Origin of the sequence: Winogradskya consettensis (assembly GCF_018332715.1) — a bacterium.
Taxonomy (GTDB): Bacteria; Actinomycetota; Actinomycetes; order Mycobacteriales; family Micromonosporaceae; genus Actinoplanes; species Actinoplanes consettensis.
On sequence record NZ_BOQP01000020.1, the window covers coordinates 1 to 18,476 of the forward strand.

The 18,476-nt window shown below is 68.7% G+C and carries 17 protein-coding genes; 13 read left to right on the plus strand and 4 right to left on the minus strand.

What is annotated here, in order from left to right:
* The first annotated feature begins 384 nt into the window (after positions 1-384).
* Positions 385-663, plus strand: a complete 279-nt coding sequence (locus Aco04nite_RS19695) for a GlsB/YeaQ/YmgE family stress response membrane protein (protein ID WP_212998713.1) — start codon at positions 385-387, stop codon at positions 661-663.
* An 861-nt stretch (positions 664-1,524) separates the two neighbouring features.
* Here Aco04nite_RS19695 and Aco04nite_RS19700 read toward each other — a convergent pair.
* From Aco04nite_RS19700 to Aco04nite_RS19710, 3 genes are all read right to left on the minus strand, one after another.
* Positions 1,525-3,168 carry a PAS domain S-box protein gene (locus Aco04nite_RS19700; RefSeq protein ID WP_212998714.1) on the minus strand — a complete coding sequence of 548 codons (1,644 nt, stop codon included), beginning with the start codon at positions 3,166-3,168 and terminating at the stop codon, positions 1,525-1,527.
* 79 nt (positions 3,169-3,247) lie between these two features.
* Positions 3,248-4,084: a hypothetical protein gene (locus Aco04nite_RS19705; protein ID WP_212998715.1), complete on the minus strand. Its 837-nt coding sequence runs from the start codon at positions 4,082-4,084 to the stop codon at positions 3,248-3,250.
* A gap of 32 nt (positions 4,085-4,116) precedes the next feature.
* A complete protein-coding gene (locus Aco04nite_RS19710) occupies positions 4,117-4,887 on the minus strand; it encodes an enoyl-CoA hydratase-related protein (protein ID WP_212998716.1) in 771 nt (256 codons plus the stop codon).
* 37 nt (positions 4,888-4,924) lie between these two features.
* Here Aco04nite_RS19710 and hemW point away from each other — a divergent pair, with 37 nt between their 5' ends.
* Complete coding sequence (gene hemW / locus Aco04nite_RS19715; RefSeq protein ID WP_212998717.1) at positions 4,925-6,115, plus strand: radical SAM family heme chaperone HemW; 1,191 nt, start codon at positions 4,925-4,927, stop codon at positions 6,113-6,115.
* Positions 6,116-6,184: 69 nt separating this feature from the next.
* On the opposite strand, the gene Aco04nite_RS19720 is transcribed toward hemW, so the two are convergent.
* On the minus strand, positions 6,185-6,778 hold the full coding sequence (locus Aco04nite_RS19720; RefSeq protein ID WP_212998718.1) for a DUF4870 domain-containing protein: 594 nt from the start codon (positions 6,776-6,778) through the stop codon (positions 6,185-6,187).
* A 180-nt stretch (positions 6,779-6,958) separates the two neighbouring features.
* On the opposite strand from Aco04nite_RS19720, the gene hrcA reads away from it, so the two are divergent.
* From hrcA to Aco04nite_RS19775, 11 genes are all read left to right on the plus strand, one after another.
* Positions 6,959-7,981: a heat-inducible transcriptional repressor HrcA gene (gene hrcA, locus Aco04nite_RS19725; protein ID WP_203841403.1), complete on the plus strand. Its 1,023-nt coding sequence runs from the start codon at positions 6,959-6,961 to the stop codon at positions 7,979-7,981.
* Positions 7,982-8,042: 61 nt separating this feature from the next.
* A complete protein-coding gene (dnaJ, locus tag Aco04nite_RS19730; protein WP_212998777.1) occupies positions 8,043-9,191 on the plus strand; it encodes a molecular chaperone DnaJ in 1,149 nt (382 codons plus the stop codon).
* 293 nt (positions 9,192-9,484) lie between these two features.
* Entirely contained in the window at positions 9,485-9,892 is a 408-nt protein-coding gene (locus Aco04nite_RS19735; RefSeq protein WP_212998719.1) for a hypothetical protein, read from the plus strand.
* 60 nt (positions 9,893-9,952) lie between these two features.
* Positions 9,953-10,609, plus strand: coding sequence for a Uma2 family endonuclease (locus Aco04nite_RS19740; protein ID WP_244876127.1), 657 nt, complete (start codon positions 9,953-9,955; stop codon positions 10,607-10,609).
* A 35-nt stretch (positions 10,610-10,644) separates the two neighbouring features.
* The gene (locus tag Aco04nite_RS19745; RefSeq protein ID WP_212998720.1) at positions 10,645-11,379 is read left to right on the plus strand and encodes a 16S rRNA (uracil(1498)-N(3))-methyltransferase; all 735 of its coding nucleotides are present in this window, start codon (positions 10,645-10,647) and stop codon (positions 11,377-11,379) included.
* A gap of 77 nt (positions 11,380-11,456) precedes the next feature.
* Positions 11,457-12,512 (plus strand): FecCD family ABC transporter permease, encoded by a 1,056-nt coding sequence (locus Aco04nite_RS19750; protein ID WP_212998721.1) that lies wholly within the window; start codon positions 11,457-11,459, stop codon positions 12,510-12,512.
* A gap of 200 nt (positions 12,513-12,712) precedes the next feature.
* The gene (locus Aco04nite_RS19755; protein ID WP_244876128.1) at positions 12,713-13,657 is read left to right on the plus strand and encodes a FecCD family ABC transporter permease; all 945 of its coding nucleotides are present in this window, start codon (positions 12,713-12,715) and stop codon (positions 13,655-13,657) included.
* Positions 13,658-13,669: 12 nt separating this feature from the next.
* Positions 13,670-14,452 carry an ABC transporter ATP-binding protein gene (locus Aco04nite_RS19760; protein ID WP_203841398.1) on the plus strand — a complete coding sequence of 261 codons (783 nt, stop codon included), beginning with the start codon at positions 13,670-13,672 and terminating at the stop codon, positions 14,450-14,452.
* A 38-nt stretch (positions 14,453-14,490) separates the two neighbouring features.
* Complete coding sequence (locus Aco04nite_RS19765; RefSeq protein ID WP_203841397.1) at positions 14,491-14,706, plus strand: MbtH family protein; 216 nt, start codon at positions 14,491-14,493, stop codon at positions 14,704-14,706.
* Entirely contained in the window at positions 14,703-16,421 is a 1,719-nt protein-coding gene (locus tag Aco04nite_RS19770) for an ABC transporter ATP-binding protein (RefSeq protein WP_244876129.1), read from the plus strand. The genes Aco04nite_RS19765 and Aco04nite_RS19770 overlap by 4 nt, the downstream gene beginning before the upstream one ends.
* A complete protein-coding gene (locus tag Aco04nite_RS19775) occupies positions 16,418-18,229 on the plus strand; it encodes an ABC transporter ATP-binding protein (protein WP_212998722.1) in 1,812 nt (603 codons plus the stop codon). The genes Aco04nite_RS19770 and Aco04nite_RS19775 overlap by 4 nt, the downstream gene beginning before the upstream one ends.
* Positions 18,230-18,476 lie beyond the last annotated feature (247 nt).

Genomic DNA, 18,476 nt, shown 5'->3' on the forward strand with positions numbered 1-18,476 from the left:
TGCGCTCTGGGTGGGGTGCGCTCTGGGTGGGGTGCGCTCTGGGTGGGGTGCGCTCTGAGTGAGGTGCGGTCTGGGCTGGGTGGGTGCGGTCTGGGTTGGGTGGGCTGGGCGGGGTGTTTGGGTGATCTGGGGTTGGGCGGTCCGGGTGCGGTGGGTCGGGAGGGGTGGCTTGGGTGGGGGTTGGGGTGGAGGGGTGGGGAAATTTTTGGGGGGTGGGATTTTGGGTGGGAGGGGGGCTGAGCTGGGCAGATTCTGGGGGTGGGGGGCTGTGGGGTGGGTGGGCTGAGAGGTTGCTGGCAATTAGGCGGTTTGGTTTTTTGGGGGGGCGGGAACTCTGTTTTTCGACGGACGCAACGAATGTTCCACCCCGAGAGGATCTCCCCCATGACTGTTACCGGCATCATCACCGCACTCATCGTTGGTCTCATTATCGGCGCGCTGGGCCGCCTTGTCGTACCGGGCAAGCAGAACATTCCGATCTGGCTGACGATGGTTATCGGTGTTGTCGCTGCGCTGCTGGGCACCGTTCTTGCCCGCGCGTTCGGTGTTGCTGACACCAATGGTTTCGACTGGACCGAGCTGCTGTTCCAGATCGTTCTGGCTGCGATCGGTGTGGCGCTGGTTGCCGGTATCGGCAGCCGTCGGGGCTACAGCCGCCGGTGATTTCAGGTCCCTTCGGGGGCCTGACAGGAACCGTATAGAAACAAGTACTCAACGAAATACGCCGGACCCCTTAATTGGGGGGCCGGCGTTTTCGTGTTTGTGGCGGGAACGCACGGCCGGGAACGCACCGTTGGAACGCGCAGGGGGAACGCGCAGTAGGAACGCTCGGCCTCAGCGCACGGCGAGAACGCATAGCCGGAACGCGCGGTGGAACCAGGCAGCGGGAAGCATGCGGCTGGAAACGCGTAGCCGGACAAGCGCGGACGGGACGCGCGGCAGGAACTCACAGCGGGAACGCCCGGTGGAAACAGGCAGTGGGAGCGCGCGGCTGGAAATGGGTAGCCGGACACGCGCGGCCGGAACTCACAGCGGGAGCGCGCGATGGGAACAGGCGGTGGGAAGCGCATGGCGGGAGACGGGTAGCTGGGAGGCACGTGGGGAGCCCGCGGTCTGGAGTTCTCGGTCTGGAGCTCTCGGTCTGGGGAGTGGGCGCCCTGGAGTTCTCGGCCTGGACTGGGCGGCCTGAGGTGGGCGGCCTGGGGCTCTCGGCCTTGAGTTGACGGCCCTGAGTGGCGTCCCTGAGTGGACGGCCTTGAGTGGGTGGCCTTGAGTGGGTGGCCGTGAGTGGGTGGCCGTGAGTGGCGGCCGTGAGTGGCGGCCTTGAGTGGGTGGCCGTGAGCGGAGTCCCTGAGTGGGTGGTCGGGATGGCATCCGGGAGTGGGGTGCTGAGGGGGAGGGGCTGGGTGAGATCGACCCGGCAGGTAAGCCCGGTGGTCCCGTTCAGGGCCTGGGGTGGGCAGCCAGGTCGGGTGGTGGACTCGGGGCGGGAGGTTGGGCGTACTTGGAGGGTGGTCTTGGGGGTTAGTAGCGGAATTTGTGCTGGGCGCTGCGGCGGTTGACCCAGGCGGGGAGTTCGTCGACGTGGTCGAGGTGGGGGAGGCGTTCGACGGGGTCGTGGGCGTGGGTGACGTCTTTCATCGTGACTACGAAGCCTCGGACCAGGCGGTCTTCTCGGAGGTCTCGGTAGGTGGCCTCGACGAGGACCTGGGTTTGGTCGGCTCGTTGGAGGGCGCAGTAGACGACGCCGTCGCCGTTTTCGCGGAGTTTGTGGCGGACCTGGCTGCTGTCGTCGGGGTGGACGAGGTCGGCGAGGGTGGTGAAGGGTGGGAGGTCCTCTTCGCCGATGAGTTTGCGCAGGGCGGGGCTTGCGTACCTGATGACCTGGTCGTCGTCGATGACCAGCATGATGTCGGCGGTGTTGCGGATGACGGCGCGCAGGTAGAGGTCGCTGTCGCGGCGGCCTACGGCGTCGACGAGGGAGATGCGGTCCAGGGCGAGGGCGGCCTGGCCGGCCAGGACCTCCAGGGCGTCGCGGCCTGCTGTCAGGACGTCGCGGCGGCCGGTCAGGACCAGGGCGCCGCCGTTGGGGCGGGCTACTGCCAGTGGTTCGAGCCAGAGTGGGCAGACCAGGGTGGCGTCGTCCGTGCCGGGGTCGCGGGGGCGGGTGGGGTTGAGCCACCAGCTGCGGGAACCGGCCGGTGTGGTGGGTGTCGCGGGGAGCGGGAGTTTGCGGTCGTCGGCGGCGAAGACCAGCTCGACCGGGCTCTGGGGGAGGAGCTGGGTGACGGCCGCGCGGACCGCGTCGTCGACCGCGGCTTCGTCCGCCGCGGCGACCAGGGCCGCGCTCGCCTCGCGCAGGGCCCGTTCGCGGGTGAGGGACTGGCTGCTGAGCTGGACCGAGTCGGAGAGGCGGGTGATGGTCAGCACCAGGGTGATCGCGCCGCCGACGCCGATCACGACACCGTCGGTGACCGGGCCGGTGACCGCTTCGATCAGCAGGAGGATCGGCGGGGTGGCCACCGAGATGCCGAGCAGGGCTGCCCAGCTGCTCTTCCACGGCGTCGCACGGGCCGGCATCGGGGAGCTCAGCTCGACCATCGACGGGTGCAGGGCAGCCGCGCCCCAGGACAGGTAGAGGATCATGTAGCCGATCTCGGCCCAGTGGCCGGGGACCAGACCGTACGCGATGTCGCCGCCGAGCACTCCGACCGCGCCCGTCAGCAGCAGGATCGACGACCAGTTGAACCAGGACGCCACTGCCAGGCGGATCGCCACGCCGAGCAGGAGCATGCAGCCGAGCATGTCCGCGGCGGGGAAGTCGCCGAACGGGTTGTCGTCGCCGACCGCGACGACCCAGACCACCAGCAGCGTGGAGCAGGAGAACGCCAGCAGATCGATGAGGCGTGCGCGGTTCAGCAGTAGCGCGCCGCCACGGGTCAGTTGTATGAGGGCGAGCGAGACGAAGACGTACATCGTCAGGTACCACGCGGTGGCAGCGTCCGGCAGGTCGAACGCGAAGAAGACGTCGCCGACGGTCATGCACGTGACCGACGCGGCGAGCAGCAACCAGGGGCCGACCCGGGCCGGTCGGTGCCGGCTTGTTCCGAGAACGATGGCGCCTACGCTCGCGGCTCCGAAGAGGATCCATTCCAAGGCGTGGAGCACGAATAACTAGTACCAGTGCGGTCGCTGTCTGTCCATGTCGATGTATACGTAGCGCTATGGATCGGGGGCGTGTTTTCTGTCAGCGAAATACTTCCGCCACGACCGTGTCATTGCCGACGCGGCGGTCACCTGTTACCGGTTGCCACTTGCCGTCCGGGGCGTTCCACTCGCGATCGGCGAAACGCACCCGCTCCAGCCCCGTGGTCTGGGCATGTGAGACCAGCCAGTGTGCGTAGCGCCAGCCGGTATTCGCATCCTTGACCGCGACTTTCAGGCCCTCGTCCTGCGACGCGTCGAGGCCCCAGTCCAGCCGCAGACCCTCGGTGAGAGCAGCCGCCGCGGCCGCCCCGCGCAACGCCGGTTCGCCACTTACCGTGCACTCGACGGCACCCGTGGCTCGTCCGGTGAGCGCTTTGGTCAGGACTTCGGACTCGTCGGCCCATTTCTCGTACGCGTTCGGGTAAGCGGAGCGTTGCACCTTCTGCGCGGCATCGGTGACCCGCATCTTCTTCCAGCCCTTGACCTTCTTGAGGGCGGTGTAGAACTTGTCGGCGGCGTAGCGTGGGTCCTGGATCTGCTCCGGAGTGCCCCAGCCCTGGCTGGGCCGCTGCTGGAACAGCCCGACCGAGTCACGGTCGCCGGTGTCGAGGTTCTCCAGCTTCGACTCCTGCAGCGCGGTGGCCAGCGCGACCACGATGGCCCGCTCGGACATCTTGCGCCGCATACCGACCGCGGAGATCGTGGCGGCGTTCGCCATCTGCACGGAGTCGAGGGTGACCTCGCCGTCGGCCTTGACGGTGCATTCCGGGCCGAGCAGCGGCAGCTTGATGGTGCCCTTGAAGGACTGCGAGACGAAGAAACCGAGTGCGACGACCAGCGCGAGAACGGCGACGATCGCGAACGGCTTGTTCTTCACCCACGCTCCTCTGTTTGATCAAGATTAGACTTTCACGTCACGGGCACCCAGCTCGCCGGTCGTTTTTCCCGGAAGGCGGCGACGCCCTCCCTGCCTTCCGCGGACTTGAAGTACGAGCCGGAGCGGGCCGCCAGCTCGGCCATGTCGGCGCGGATCGACTCCGCGGGCGGCCGGCGGAGCAGCTGTTTCGTCCCCGCCAGGGCGATCGGGCCGCCCTTCACCAGAGAGTCGCAGAACGCGGCAACCCGCCCGTCCAACTCCTCCAACGAGACGGCGGCGGTCACGAGGCCGATGTCGGCTGCTCGTACGCCGTCGAAGACGTCACCGGTCAGGTAGAGCTCGGCGGCGGCGCGCGGGGCGAGGCGGGGCAGCACGGTGGCACTGATCACTGCCGGGATCACGCCGAGCCGTACCTCCGAGAACGCGAATGTGGCGTCGCGTGTGCACACCGCGAGGTCGGCGGCCGCGATCAGGCCGAGACCACCCGCGCGGGCCGGGCCGGCGACCCGGGCGACCACCGGTTTCGGGAACTCCCAGATGGCGGCCAGCACGTCAGCCATGATCTCGGCGGGCACCTTGGCGTCGTCGCGGGTCTCGGCGGTCTCCTTGAGGTCGGCGCCGGAGCAGAAGACCGGGCCGGTGTGCGAGATCACCACCGCCCGCACGGAAGTGTCGGTCAGTGCCGCACCGAGACCGCTGAGCAGGTCACGCATGAGCACGGAGGAGAGGGCGTTGCGGTTCGCGGGGCTGTCCAGCGTCAGGGTGGTCACCCCGGCGTCGGTGACGGAACGGACCAGAGCCATGCGAGGAACCCTAACCGGGGGCGTGCACACTTGACGGATGCCTGGAGCTTTGCCCGATGGGGAGCCTGTCCCGAGTGACGGGTCGTTGCCTGACTCCGTGCGGGTGTCCGACCAGTTCGGCGTCTATGTGCATGTGCCTTTCTGTGCGAGCCGGTGCGGGTATTGCGACTTCAACACGTATACGGCTCGGGAGCTGGGTGGGGGCGCGAGCCAGGCTGAGTACCCGTCCACGGTCCTGGCCGAAATCCGATTCGCCGGAAAAATCGTGAATCGACAACCGGTCCAGACCGTCTTTGTCGGTGGCGGCACGCCTACGCTGCTGTCGCCGGAGGATCTCGGGCGGATCCTCGAAGGCATCGACGCGACCTGGGGAATCGCTACCGGCGCGGAGATCACCACGGAGGCCAACCCGGAGACGGTCAGCCCGGCTTACTTTGAAGAACTGCGAAATGTCGGCTTCAACCGCGTCTCGCTCGGGATGCAGTCCGCATCAGCCGGCGTGCTGAGGATCCTCGAACGTAACCACACCCCGGGCCGTGCGATCCAGGCCGCCACGGAAGCACGCGAAGCCGGGTTCGAGCACGTCAACCTCGACCTGATCTACGGGACACCCGGCGAGACCGCCGACGACTTCGCCGCCTCGCTCGACGCGGTGATCGGGGCGGGCGTCGACCATGTGAGCGCTTACTCGCTGATCGTCGAGGACGGCACCAGGATCGCTGCCCGGATGCGGCGGGGCGAGCTGGAATACCCGAGCGACGACGTGGCCGCCGATCGCTATCTGGCCGCTGACCGGGCGCTGAAGGGTGCGGGCTTCGACTGGTACGAGGTGTCGAACTGGGCCACGTCACCCGAGGCGCAGTGCAGGCACAACCGGCTGTACTGGACCGGTGGCGACTGGTGGGGGTTCGGGCCGGGAGCGCACAGCCATGTCGGCGGGGTGCGGTGGTGGAACGTCAAGCATCCCTCGGCGTACGCGCAGCGGTTGGCGGAAGGTGTCTCACCCGGCCTGGCCCGTGAGATCTTGACCCCCGATGACCGCCGCGTCGAGGAAGTGATGCTGGGACTGCGGCTGAAGGACGGCCTGCCGCTCGCCGGGCTGGACCCGGTCGGAGTCGAGAAAGCGCTGGCCAACGGCCTGCTGGAGCCTTCCGTCCCGGGGCGCGCCGTGCTCACCCTGCAGGGCCGCCTGCTGGCCGACGCAGTGGTCCGCGACCTGCTGCCGTGACGCATCGTGACGCGCAGTGACGCGACCGTGATGGCGTGACACGCGCGGGCAGCAGATCGCGAATCCGCACTATTTGATGATCGAGACCGTCAGCGGGTAGTTGTACGGCTCGTTGTTGCTGGCCTTGACGCCCGCGATGACCCCGATGATCGCCGCGATCAGCGTCGCGACCGGGGCGATGATGAAGCCGATGATGGCGCAGGTCGTGATCCAGCCGATCAGCGCGATGATCGACCAGAGGATCTGGAAGTTCAGCGCCTTGATCGCCTCGGCCCGGGCCACGGGCGACTTCGGGCCCTGGACGAGCAGTGCGACCAGCGGTGCGATCCAGCCGGCGCAGCCCGCGCCGAGGAACGCTCCCGCCGCGCCGCCGAAGTGGGCGACGAGGATCCAGGTCTTGTCATCGTTGGCGCTGCTCGACGGGTAGCCGCCACCGTAGGGCTGCTGGCCATAGGGCTGCTGGCCGTAAGGCTGCTGCTGCCCGTAGGGCGCGCCGGAGCCGGGCGGAGTTGACCCGTAGCCCGCGTCGGAGCCGGGTGCGGGGGATCCGTAGGCCGGCGGCGGCGGGGGAGGCGGCGTGCCATGGGAGGGCGGGGGATAGTTGTACGGCTCGGTGGGATCCGAAGGATTCCCCTCACCGGGCGGGCGCGGCGGCTCAGTCATGGGCAACACGGTAGGACCGCGGGTCGACCGTGGCGAGGGCAACACCCAGGTGGGGTCGGAGAATAGACACTCGGCTAAGCAGAGGTCGACCTACCGGTCGATCATCGCGCGCATCGCGACGGCGACGTAGACTGGCACTCCGGGAAGTCGAGTGCCAGGACCGATAGAGGGGGAGGGGTCATGAGTCTTGATGACCGCAAGCTCGAGGTTCTGCGCGCCATCGTCGAGGATTACGTCGCGACGCAGGAGCCCGTGGGCAGCAAGTCCCTCGTCGAGCGCCACCAGCTGGGAGTTTCCCCGGCCACCGTGCGTAACGACATGGCCGTGCTGGAGGAAGAGGGCTACATCCGGCAGCCGCACACCAGCGCCGGCCGGGTGCCCACCGACGCCGGCTACCGGCTCTTCGTCGACCGGCTCTCCCGGGTCAAGGCCCTGAGCCCGGCCGAGCGGCGCGCGATCGAGCGCTTCCTGGCCGGCGCCGTCGACCTGGACGATGTGGTGCATCGCACAGTGCGGCTGCTCGCCCAGCTGACCCGCCAGGTCGCCGTCGTGCAATATCCCAGCCTGTCGCGCTCTGCGGTGCGTCACCTGGAGCTGGTCCCGATCTCCAGCACCCGGATGATGCTCGTGATGATCGCGGACACCGGCCGGGTCGAGCAGCGTCTCGTGGAGTTGCCCGGGCCGACCAGCAACGACGACGTGCTCGACATGCGCCGTCAGGTCAACACCAAGCTCAGCGGGCAGAAGATGGCCGACACGCCGCCGCTCGTGCAGGCGCTGGTCGACGAATGTCCGCAGGAGAAACGCAACACAATGGCCTGCCTGGCATCCGTGCTGCTCGAGACCCTGGTCGAGCGTAGTGACGAACGTCTCGCCCTGGCCGGAACGGCAAACCTGACCCGCGGCGGTGTCCTGGACTTCCAGGGCTCCCTGCGGCCGGTGCTGGAAGCGCTGGAAGAGGAGGTCATCCTCCTCAAACTGATCGGCGAGGTGGAGCCGAGCACCACGCGCGTCCGCATCGGCGACGAGAACGAGATCGACAACTTGCGGGCGGCCTCGGTCGTCAGCTCGGGTTACGGACCGGGTACGACAATCGTTGGTGGCCTCGGCGTGCTGGGGCCGACCCGGATGGATTACCCCGGCACCATCGCTACGGTGCGTGCAGTGGCACGCTACGTTGGCGATTTGCTGGCACAGAACTGACGCACAAGCGACGACGCTCTCCAGCGCGTAGCGCGGGGCAGACATGAGGACTCGAAACCCAGTGGCCAAGGACTACTACGGAATTCTCGGCGTCAGCCGGGAAGCCACCGACGACGAGATCAAGCGCGCCTATCGCAAGCTGGCCCGTCAATACCACCCGGATGTGAATCCGGACCCCGAGGCGCACGAGAAGTTCAAGGACATCAACGCCGCCTACGAGGTCCTCTCCGACGACCAGAAGCGCCAGATGGTCGACCTCGGTGGTGACCCCCTCGCGCCCGGTGGCGGTGGGGGCCCCGGTGGTCCGGGCGGTCCCGGCGGCGCCGGCCCGTTCGTCGGCTTCCAGGACATCATGGACGCGTTCTTCGGCACGGCCGCCGGTGGTGGCTCCCGAGGCCCGCGCCCCCGCACCCGGCCCGGCGCCGACGCGATCCTGCGCCTGGAGCTCGACCTGGTCGAGACGGCGTTCGGCGTCGAAGCCCCCATCACGGTCGACACGGCGGTGCTCTGCACCCAGTGCTCCGGTGCGGGCACGGCCCCCGGCACCCACCTCGCCACGTGCGAGACGTGCGCGGGTCGCGGCGAGGTCCAGTCGGTGCAGCGCACCTTCCTGGGCCAGGTCGTCTCGTCCCGCCCCTGCCAGACCTGTCAGGGTCACGGCACGGTCATCCCGCACCCCTGCCCCACCTGCGCAGGCGACGGCCGCATCCGCACCCGCCGCTCGCTCACGGTCAAGATCCCCGCGGGCGTCGAGGACGGCATGCGCATCCGCCTGGCCCAGCAGGGCGAGGTCGGCCCCGGCGGCGGCACCGCAGGTGACCTCTACGTCGAGATCCACGAACGCCCCCACGACGTCTACTCCCGCAAGGGCGACGACCTGCACTGCCGGGTCACCCTCCCGATGACCGCCGCGGCCCTCGGCACCAGACTCACGATCAAAACCCTCGACTCGGAAGAGAACATCGAGGTCAAGGCCGGCACCCAGCCCGCCTCCACGTTGCGCGTCCGCGGCAAGGGCGTCCCCCACCTGCGCGGCCAGGGCCGAGGTGAGCTCTTCGTCCACCTCGACGTCAAAACGCCCACCAAGCTCACCCCCGATCAGGAACGCATGCTCCGCGACTTCGCCAAGACCCGCGGCGAGGACATCGCCGAGCTCAGCAAGCAGGGCGGCTTCTTCTCCCGCATGCGGGACGCCTTCAACGGACACTGATTTTCCCGGCTCCGCTTGGAGCTTCAGACGCGGCAAGTCCTTTCAGGCACGGCAGCAGATCAAGGTCAAGATCTTGCTGTCGTGCCTGATTGCATGGTGCTGACCGCAGTTCCCACCGAGGCCGGCGTCGATCGGCCAGGCGCCTGGCGGCGCCGGAACGGCCGCTCGCCGCCTTCATTCTGCGTGAGTGGTCTCGCCTCGCTCCGCATCGTGCGCGGATCTTTCGGTCGTGATCGGTGTCGCGTACCGTCGCCATTCCCGGGGAGCATCGCGGAGTGCGCACGGAGGTGCCGGTGGAAATCATCGATGGCCCGCGGGTTGTCGCCGCGCCTCTCCGGCATTGCGTCGGGATTCGGGTGGTCACGCCGTTCCGGGGGATGTTCGCCGTGCGGGATCAGCTCATGACGGAGCTCTACTCCTGGGCGGCCGAGCGCGCCGTTGCGTACGGTCACACGTTCTTCCGGCTCCATGTCGTGGACATGGACGGCCCGATGGACGTCGAGGACGGCATGTTGCGCGACTGGGCCCACGACCAGGGCCTCACCCTGGACCGCACGGTCAGCCCCGCCGGCGAACGTTTCGCCTGCCGCTACGAGGCCTACCTCACCGACCCCCGCACCGAACCCAGGAAAACCCGTTGGCACACCGAACTGGCCATCCGCTTGACCGACGAGTCCCCGGAGGCCTCATCCATCGATTGACTTGAAATGCATACTTGTCCAGTGCATACTAGCTTCATGTCTAGAGGTCATGGTTCTAGCTTGGCTCAGCTCGAGCGACCAGATGTTCCGCCGGACGTTACGAACGATGCGGCAGGTCTCGGCGATGACGACACTAGTATTTACGTCATGGGCGCTGAGGCAGTCGGCAACTACTTTCCTGCCACCGTCACGCTCGACGACCTGACGGTGATGAATACCGCGGACCGGTATGGCCACCGTTACGAGTTGAGCCCTGAGGGAGTGCTGTCAGTTATGCCGCCGGCGGGTTCGCTGCACGCTGCCATTGCTACGCAGTTGACTTTGTGGTTCGGGTTTGCCGGGTGGCCAGGTAAGCAGGTGTACCAAGGTGTCGGGATCCGTGTCTCAGGACCGGATGGGGAGGGAGGTCGCATTCCGGACCTCACGTTATGGGCTCGACCGTTACCGGACGGCATCTGGTTCACCATCGATGGCCTGCTTCTAGCCGTGGAGATCGTTTCACCCGGGTCCACGACGATGGACGGGGCTACCAAGCTGCAGGAGTATGCCGCGACGGGCGTGCCTCGGTACTGGATCATCGATCGGGATGAGGCGCAGACTGTCTCTATGCACGTGCTCGGGCCGGATAGGGCTTACGAGGTAGCAGAGAAGGTGCCATTCGCTGAGTTGTTGCGGGGTGCTCCGGGCGATTACGACCTGGCCTGGGGCGCTCGCTGACCTTGGGAGTGGGGTGACCGGGTAGCGTTCGGGGCGTGTCCGCGCCGCTGTTTCTTGTCGACGATCTGCCCACTTCCTCCCGGTACACGCTGGCGGGTAAGGAAGGGCATCACGCTGCTGATGTGCAGCGGTTGAAGGCCGGGGAGGCCGTGCTGCTCTCCGACGGTCGTGGGGGGCTCGCCCGGGCCGAGGTTGCGGGCGTGGGGCGGGGCAGCGTCGACATGCTGGTCAGCGAGCGGTCGTTTGTCGCCGCCGGGGATCCGCGGCTGGTTGTCGTGCAGGGGATCGCCAAGGGTGACCGGGGTGAGCTCGCCGTGCAGGCCATGACCGAGATCGGGGTCGACGAGATCGTTCCGTGGGCCGCGTCGCGTTCCGTGGCGCAGTGGCGTGGCGACCGCGGGGTGCGGGCCCGGGAGAAGTGGATCGCCACCGCGCGCGAGGCCGCCAAACAGGCGCGCCGTCCATGGCTTCCGGTTGTCTCCGGGGACCCGGACACCTCCACGAAGAAGGTCGCTGCCCGGCTGGAGAAAGCGGCCGCCGCGTTCGTGCTGCACGAGGAGGCGAGTGACCGGCTGACCGTCGCGAAGCTGCCCGAGGCCGGGGAGATCGTGCTGGTCGTCGGGCCCGAGGGCGGGATCAGCGACCAGGAACTGGGCTCGTTCGTGGCGGCCGGCGCGCATCCGGTCAAGCTCGGTGACTCTGTGCTGCGAACGTCGACGGCGGGGATGGCAGCTCTGGCCGTACTCTCCGCTCGTCTTGACCGGTGGTGACGGCAGCCCGGACCGGTCGATCCCTGGTGGGCGTCCCGGGTGCTGACGAATAGGGAAGGCTAGCCTAAGCTCGGCGCATGGTCCTGACGCGTACGGCGGCGCCTGCGCGTCCGCAGCCGGCGGCCGGGCTGGCGAAGACCCAGGCGCGGCGGGGCGTCGGGTTGCTGCTCTGCCTGGTGTTGCTCGGTGTGGTCTGTCTGCTCAGCATCGCGCTCGGTACGCGCAACATCTCGCCGCATACCGTCTGGGACGCGTTCTTTCATTACGCGGACACCGATGACCAGTCGATCGTTCGGGAACTGCGAGTGCCGCGGACGATCCTGGGGCTGCTCGCGGGGGTTGCGTTCGGGCTGTCCGGCGCGGTCATCCAGGCGGTCACCCGCAACCCGCTCGCGGACACCCAGGTGCTCGGCATCAACGCCGGCGCCGCGCTCTTCGTGGTCGTCGCCGTCGGCCTGCTCGGGCTGACCAACCTGCACCAGTACATGTGGTTCGGGTTCGCCGGTGTCGCGTTCGCGCTCACCATGGTCTATCTGCTGGGCTCGGCGGGGCGGGCCGGCGCTACACCCGTACGTCTCACTCTTGCCGGTATCGCCCTTGGTGCCGTGATGGACGGGATCTCCAGCGGTATCCGGCTGATCCGGCCGCGGGCCTTCGACTACCTGCGGTTCTGGGATGTGGGATCGCTCGCGGGCCGGCCGGCCGATGTGGCGTTGACGATCGCGCCGTTCGTGCTCGCGGGCGTGCTGCTCGCACTCTTCGTAGCGCGGTCGTTGAACGCGGTGGCGCTCGGTGACGATCTGGCGCGCACGCTGGGTGCGAGCGTCGGGCGTACCCGGATCCTGGCGACCGTCTCGGTGATGTTGCTGACCGGGGCCGCGACCGCCGCGGTCGGGCCGATCGGTTTTGTCGGGCTGATGGTGCCGCACGTCGTGCGGTGGATCGTCGGCCCGGACCAGCGGTGGATCTTCGTCTACACCATGGTGCTCGGGCCGGTGCTGCTGCTGGTCTCCGACATCGTCGGCCGGCTCGTGGTGCGGCCCGGCGAACTACGCGTCGGGGTGGTCACCGCGTTCGTGGGCGCGCCCGTCCTGATCTGGTGGATCCGCCGCTCACGGGTGAGTGGCCTGTGAGCCCGGACCAGACCGAGCGGCCGGTGAGCCCGGATCCGGCGGTGAGCCCGGATTCGGCGGTGAGCTCGGATTCGGCTCGGAGGCCGGTTGGCTCGGGGCTGGCTGAGCGGGTTGATTTCGGGCGACGGGTTCTGGTTCTGCGGGGGCCGGGCGTTTCCGCGCGGCTCAGTCTCAAGCCGTTGCTGGTCACTGTGGTGCTCATGCTGCTGGCTCTTGCGGTGGGTGTGCTTGCGCTGGGTACGGGTGAGTTCACCCTCAGCCCGGCCCAGGTCATCGAAGCATTGGCAGGCGACGGTACGCGTGCCGCGCGGCTCGTCGTGGTCGAGTGGCGGCTGCCGCGGGTGCTGCTGGCGTTGATGATCGGTGCCGCGCTGGGGCTGTCCGGGGCGATCTTCCAGGCGTTGACGCGGAACCCGCTGGGGAGCCCGGACATCATCGGGTTCAACACCGGCGCGTACACGGGTGTGCTGGTGGCGACGGTCTTCGTCGGGAACGGTTACTACCTGCTGGCCGGCGGTGCGCTGGCCGGGGGGCTGGCGACAGCGGTCGTCGTGTACCTGCTGGCTTTCAAGCGTGGGGTGCAGGGCTTCCGGCTGATCATCGTGGGCATCGCGATCGGTGCCATGCTCGCGTCGGCGAACCAGTGGTTCATCATCAGGATGAATGTGCAGGCCGCGTACTCCGCCGCGTTGTGGGAGCAGGGCAGCCTCAATGGGCTCGGCTGGGCACAGGTCACGCCGGCTGCGGTCATTCTGGCGGTGCTCGCCGGCGTGCTTCTCGCGTACGGTCCCCGGCTTGCTCTGCTGGAGATGGGTGAGGACGCGGCGGCCGCTCTGGGCGTACGTGTGGAACGGGTTCGGCTTGTGTATCTGATCGTCGGTGTTGCCCTGATCGCGGTGGCGACGGCGACGGCCGGACCGATCTCGTTCGTAGCGCTCGCAGCGCCGCAGCTGGCTCAGCGGCTCACCCGTACACCCGGGATCGCTCTTGTTCCCTCCGCGGCCATGGGCGCTTTTCTGCTCATGCTCAGTGACTGGCTCGCTCAGCGTGCCTTCGCGCCGACCCAGCTACCGGTAGGTGTGGTGACCGTGTCGGTGGGTGGCGTCTACTTCGTCTGGCTGCTGGTGCGCCAGGCTCGTCGATAAGGGATCACAGCCATGAGCCTCGCCGCCCGCGACATCACCATCGGATACGACAAGAAGACGATCAGCGAGCATCTGTCGCTGGAGATCCCGGCCGGCAGGTTCACCGCGATCATCGGCCCGAACGCGTGCGGCAAGTCCACGTTGCTGCGGGCGCTGTCGCGGCTCATCAAGCCTGTTACCGGTGAAGTGCTGCTGGACGGTAAGGACATTCACGGTCGCCCGGCGAAGGAGGTCGCGCGGCGGCTCGGGTTGCTGCCGCAGTCGTCGATCGCGCCGGACGGCATCTCGGTGGCCGAGCTGGTCGCCCGTGGCCGGTTCCCGCACCAGAAGCTGATCCGGCAGTGGTCGGCCGCGGACGAGGCCGCCGTGGTCGGCGCCATGGCCGCGACCGGGGTGACCGAACTCTCGGGTGAGCTGGTCGACACCCTCTCCGGTGGCCAGCGCCAGCGGGTGTGGGTCGCCATGGTGCTGGCCCAGCAGACGCCGATCGTGCTGCTCGACGAGCCGACGACGTTCCTGGACATCGCGCATCAGATCGAGCTGCTGGAGCTCTGCGTGCGGCTGAACCGGGACCAGGACACCACGATGGTCGCGGTGCTGCACGACCTGAACCAGGCGGCCCGGTACGCGGACCACCTGGTCGTGATGAAGTCGGGCGAGATCGTCGCCCAGGGTGACCCGCGTGAAGTGATGACCGCCGATCTCGTCGAGCGGGTCTTCGGGCTCGGCTGCCGGATCATCGACGATCCCGAGACGCACACCCCGATGGTGATTCCGCGCTCCAGCTTAGGTTAGCCTTACCTGGTAAATCGGTGTCGATGCAAGGAGCCTCTGTGTCCAGCAACCCGTTCGATGACGAGAACGGCACGTTCCACGTCCTCGTGAACGACGAGGAGCAGCACTCGCTCTGGCCGGCGTTCAAGGAGGTCCCGTCCGGCTGGCGCAGTGTGTTCGGCCCGTCCTCGCGCCAGGAGGCCCTGGACTATGTGGACCGCACCTGGACGGACCTGCGGCCGAAGAGCCTGCGCGACAGCATGTCCCCCCAGTGAGCAGTTCCGGTTCAGGGAGCAGTTCCGGTTCAGGGAGTCGTTCCGGTTCGCGGATCCTGCGGCGGGTCATCGCCCGCAACGGCAAGCGCCTCTGGACCGGGACCGCGCTGATCGGCGTACACCAGGCCTGTGAGGCTTCGATCCCGATTCTGATCGGTGTCACCGTCGACAGTGCGGTCGGTCCCGGCGACGGCATGTCGCTGATCCTCTGGGTGAGCGTGCTGGCGCTGCTCTTCGTCGTGCTGAACGTCGCGTACCGGTTCGGGTCGCGGCAACTGATGAAGGCGATCGCCGAGGAAGCCCATGTGCTGCGGGTCGAGGTCGCCGCGAAGATCCTGCACCCGCGCGGGGCGCAGACCGGGTTCCGCACCGGTGATCTGCTGACCGTCTCCACCACCGACGCCGACGAGACGTCGTACCTGCTCGACTATGTGCCACGCATCGCCGGCTCGATCGTCGCCACGATCATCAGCGCCGTCACGCTGCTGTGGATCAGCGTGCCGCTGGGCCTGACGGTGCTGGTCGCCACGCCGATCGTGCTGGTGCTGCTGCAGATCAGCGCGCCACTCATCACGAAGCGGGTCGCGGACCAGCAGGCCCAGGCCGGCCGGGCGACGTCGCTCGCCACCGACCTGGTCACCGGGTTGCGGCCGTTGCGCGGCATCGGCGCGCAGGACGCGGCCGCCGACCGGTACCGCGCGGTCAGCCGCCGATCACTGGCGGCGACCCTGCGTGCCTCCCGCACCCAGGGCGCCTACCAGGCCGCCTCCACCACCCTGAGCACATTGCTGGCCTGCGGCATCGCGGTCCTGGCCGGCTGGTTCGCGCTCACCGGGCGGATCACCGTGGGCCAGTTCATCACCGTGATCGGGTCCGCGCAGTTCCTGATGGAGCCGTTCGGCCTGCTGGCCATCGTCCCGAGCTGGGTCGCCGAGGCCCGCGCCTCCGCCGACCGGGTCGCCCAGGTCACCGACGCCGGGATGGTCCTGCCCGAGGGTGTCGCCGACCCCAGCGAGGAACGCTGCGAACTCAGGCTCACCGGAGTCCGTCACGGTCCGCTCGAAGGTCTGGACCTGCGGGTACGCCCGGGCGAGCTCGTCGGCGTGGTGGCCAACCGTCCCGCCGACGCCGAAGCCCTCGTGAAACTGCTCGCCGTCCCCATCGGGTTCGAGGGCACAGTGCTGCTCGCCGGCGTTCCGCTGGAGAACATCGAACGGTCCCGCGCCCGCCGGCTGCTGCTCGTGGAACCGCACAACACCGACCTCTTCACCGGCACCATCGGGACCAACGTGGCGCTGTCCGACGACCAGCCCCTGACGGCAGCGCTGTCGGCTGCCTCCGCGGACGATGTGCTGGAGCTGTCCGCCGACGGGCTGGACGCTCCCGTCGCCGAACGCGGTGCCAGCCTCTCCGGTGGGCAACGCCAGCGACTCGCCCTGGCCCGCGCACTGCACGCCCGCCCGCCGGTGCTGGTGCTGCACGACCCCACCACCGCCGTCGACGCGGTCACCGAACACGCCATCGCGCAGGGCATCCGCGCACTGCGCCACGGCCCGGACTCCGGCTTCGCCACGATCGTGATCACCAGCAGCCCGGCGCTGCTCGCCGTCACCGACCGCGTCGTCGTGCTCGGCGAGGGCGTGGTCACGACCGAGGGTTCGCACGCCGAGCTGGGAACCGTCGACGCCGACTACCGCCGGATGGTGCTGCGATGACCCTCCCCATTGCATCTTCGGAAGAAAGCCGCGCGTGGCTCCGGGCCGAACTGCGGACCCGCAAGGCCGAGGTCGGTTACACACTGGCCGCGGGCGTGGTCGCGGCCGTCGCGACGATCATTCCCGTGTACGTGCTCGGCCGGCTCGTCGACCAGGTCCGCGACGGTGCCGGTGCCTCCGCCATCATCCCGATCTCCCTGGTCATCGTCGTGTCCGCGCTGATCGGGGGCGCCGCGACGGGACTGTCGACGTACCTGGTCGGGCGGCTCGGCTCCCGGATGCTCGCCGACCTGCGCGAAAGCACCGTCGCGACCGCGCTGCGCCTGCCCGCGCTGGTGCTGGACCGGGCCGGGCGCGGAGACCTGCTCTCCCGGGTCGGAGCGGACATCGCCGCCATCGGCAAGGCCGTCTCCGAGGTGCTGCCGCAGGTGATCTCGGCAGTGCTGCTCGGCCTTCTCAGCCTCGTGGCGATGGCCGGCATCGACTGGCGACTCGGCCTGGCCGGTGCCGTCGCGGTGCCGTTCTACGTGTTCGCCCTGCGCTGGTACCTGCCGAAAGCCGCACCACGGTACGCCCAGGAGCGCGCGGCCGTCGCCGAACGGTCCCAGCTGCTGGTGGAGAGCATGCAGGGGTTGCGGACGGTGCACGCGTACCGGCTCGAGGACCGGCATCAGGCCGACATCGCCACGGCCTCCGCGAAGGCCCGCGACATCTCGGTCAACGTCTTCATCCTCTTCACCCGCTTCGGCGCCCGGATCAACCGCGCGGAGTTCTTCGGCCTGGCAGTGATCCTCGTAACCGGCTTCTGGCTGGTCCGCAACGGCACCGTGACGGTCGGCGAGACCTCGGCGGCGGCACTGCTGTTCCACCGTCTCTTCAACCCGGTCGCCATGCTGATGTTCACCTTCGACGACGTGCAGGCCGCGGGCGCGAGCCTCGGCCGCCTGGTCGGAGTCGTACGCATGGACGTGCCCGCGGTCCCGTCCGGTGACCGGCCCGCCGGTTCGGCCCTCACCCTCGACAAGGTCAGCTTCAGCTACGACGGCATCACCCCGGTGCTGCACGAGGTGTCACTGCGGGTCGAGCCGGGCGAACGGGTCGCGCTCGTCGGCTCCACCGGCGCCGGGAAGACGACAGCCGCGTCGATCGCCGCCGGCATCCTGCGACCTTCACAGGGCTCCGCGTACGTCGACGGCGTCCCGGTCCCGGACCTGCCCCCTCGCACCGTGGCGATCGTCAGCCAGGAGACACACGTCTTCGCCGGCCCGCTCCTCGAGGATCTGCGTCTGGCCCGGCCGGGTGCGACCACGGAGGAGGCGCTGGCCGCGCTGTCCCGGGTCGGGGCTCTGACCTGGGCGCAGGCGCTGCCCGAAGGGCTGGACACCCTGGTCGGTGACGGTGAGCACGAATTGACCGCAGCGCAGGCTCAGCAGCTTGCCCTCGCTCGGTTGGTGCTGCTTGATCCGGCGGTGGCGGTGCTCGACGAGGCTACGGCTGAGGCCGGTAGTGCGGGTGCGCGGGATCTCGAGGACTCCGCTGCTGCTGCGCTCGAGGGGCGTACGGCGCTGGTGGTTGCGCATCGGCTTACGCAGGCCGCTGCCGCCGACCGGGTGATCGTGATGGAGCACGGGTCGATTGTGGAATCCGGGCCGCATGAGGAGCTGGTTGCTGCAGGTGGGTGGTATGCCGGGTTGTGGGCTGCCTGGTCGGCGCGGACGCCTGCCGCTGCCTCTGCCGCGGGCTCTGCTTCTGCGTCGCCGGCTTCTGCGTCGGGGTCGGGCTCGGCGGGGTCTTCGGCCGGCGACTGAGCGACTTCGGTGGGTGGTCCGGGCTGTGTCTGGCTCGGGCCGCCTTCGCGTGCGCGCGTAACGCCACTCCGCTCGGCAGCCGGGTGTGGCCGGCAGCCTGCTCTGGCTAGCAGCCTGCTCTGGTTGGCAGTCGGGTGGCTGGCAGTCGGGTCTGGTCGGCAGCCGGGTGGCCGGCAGTCGGGTGTGGCCGCCCGGTATTCGGGGCTGAGGGAGGGCGGTCTGGTGTTGATCAGAGGTTAGGCTAACC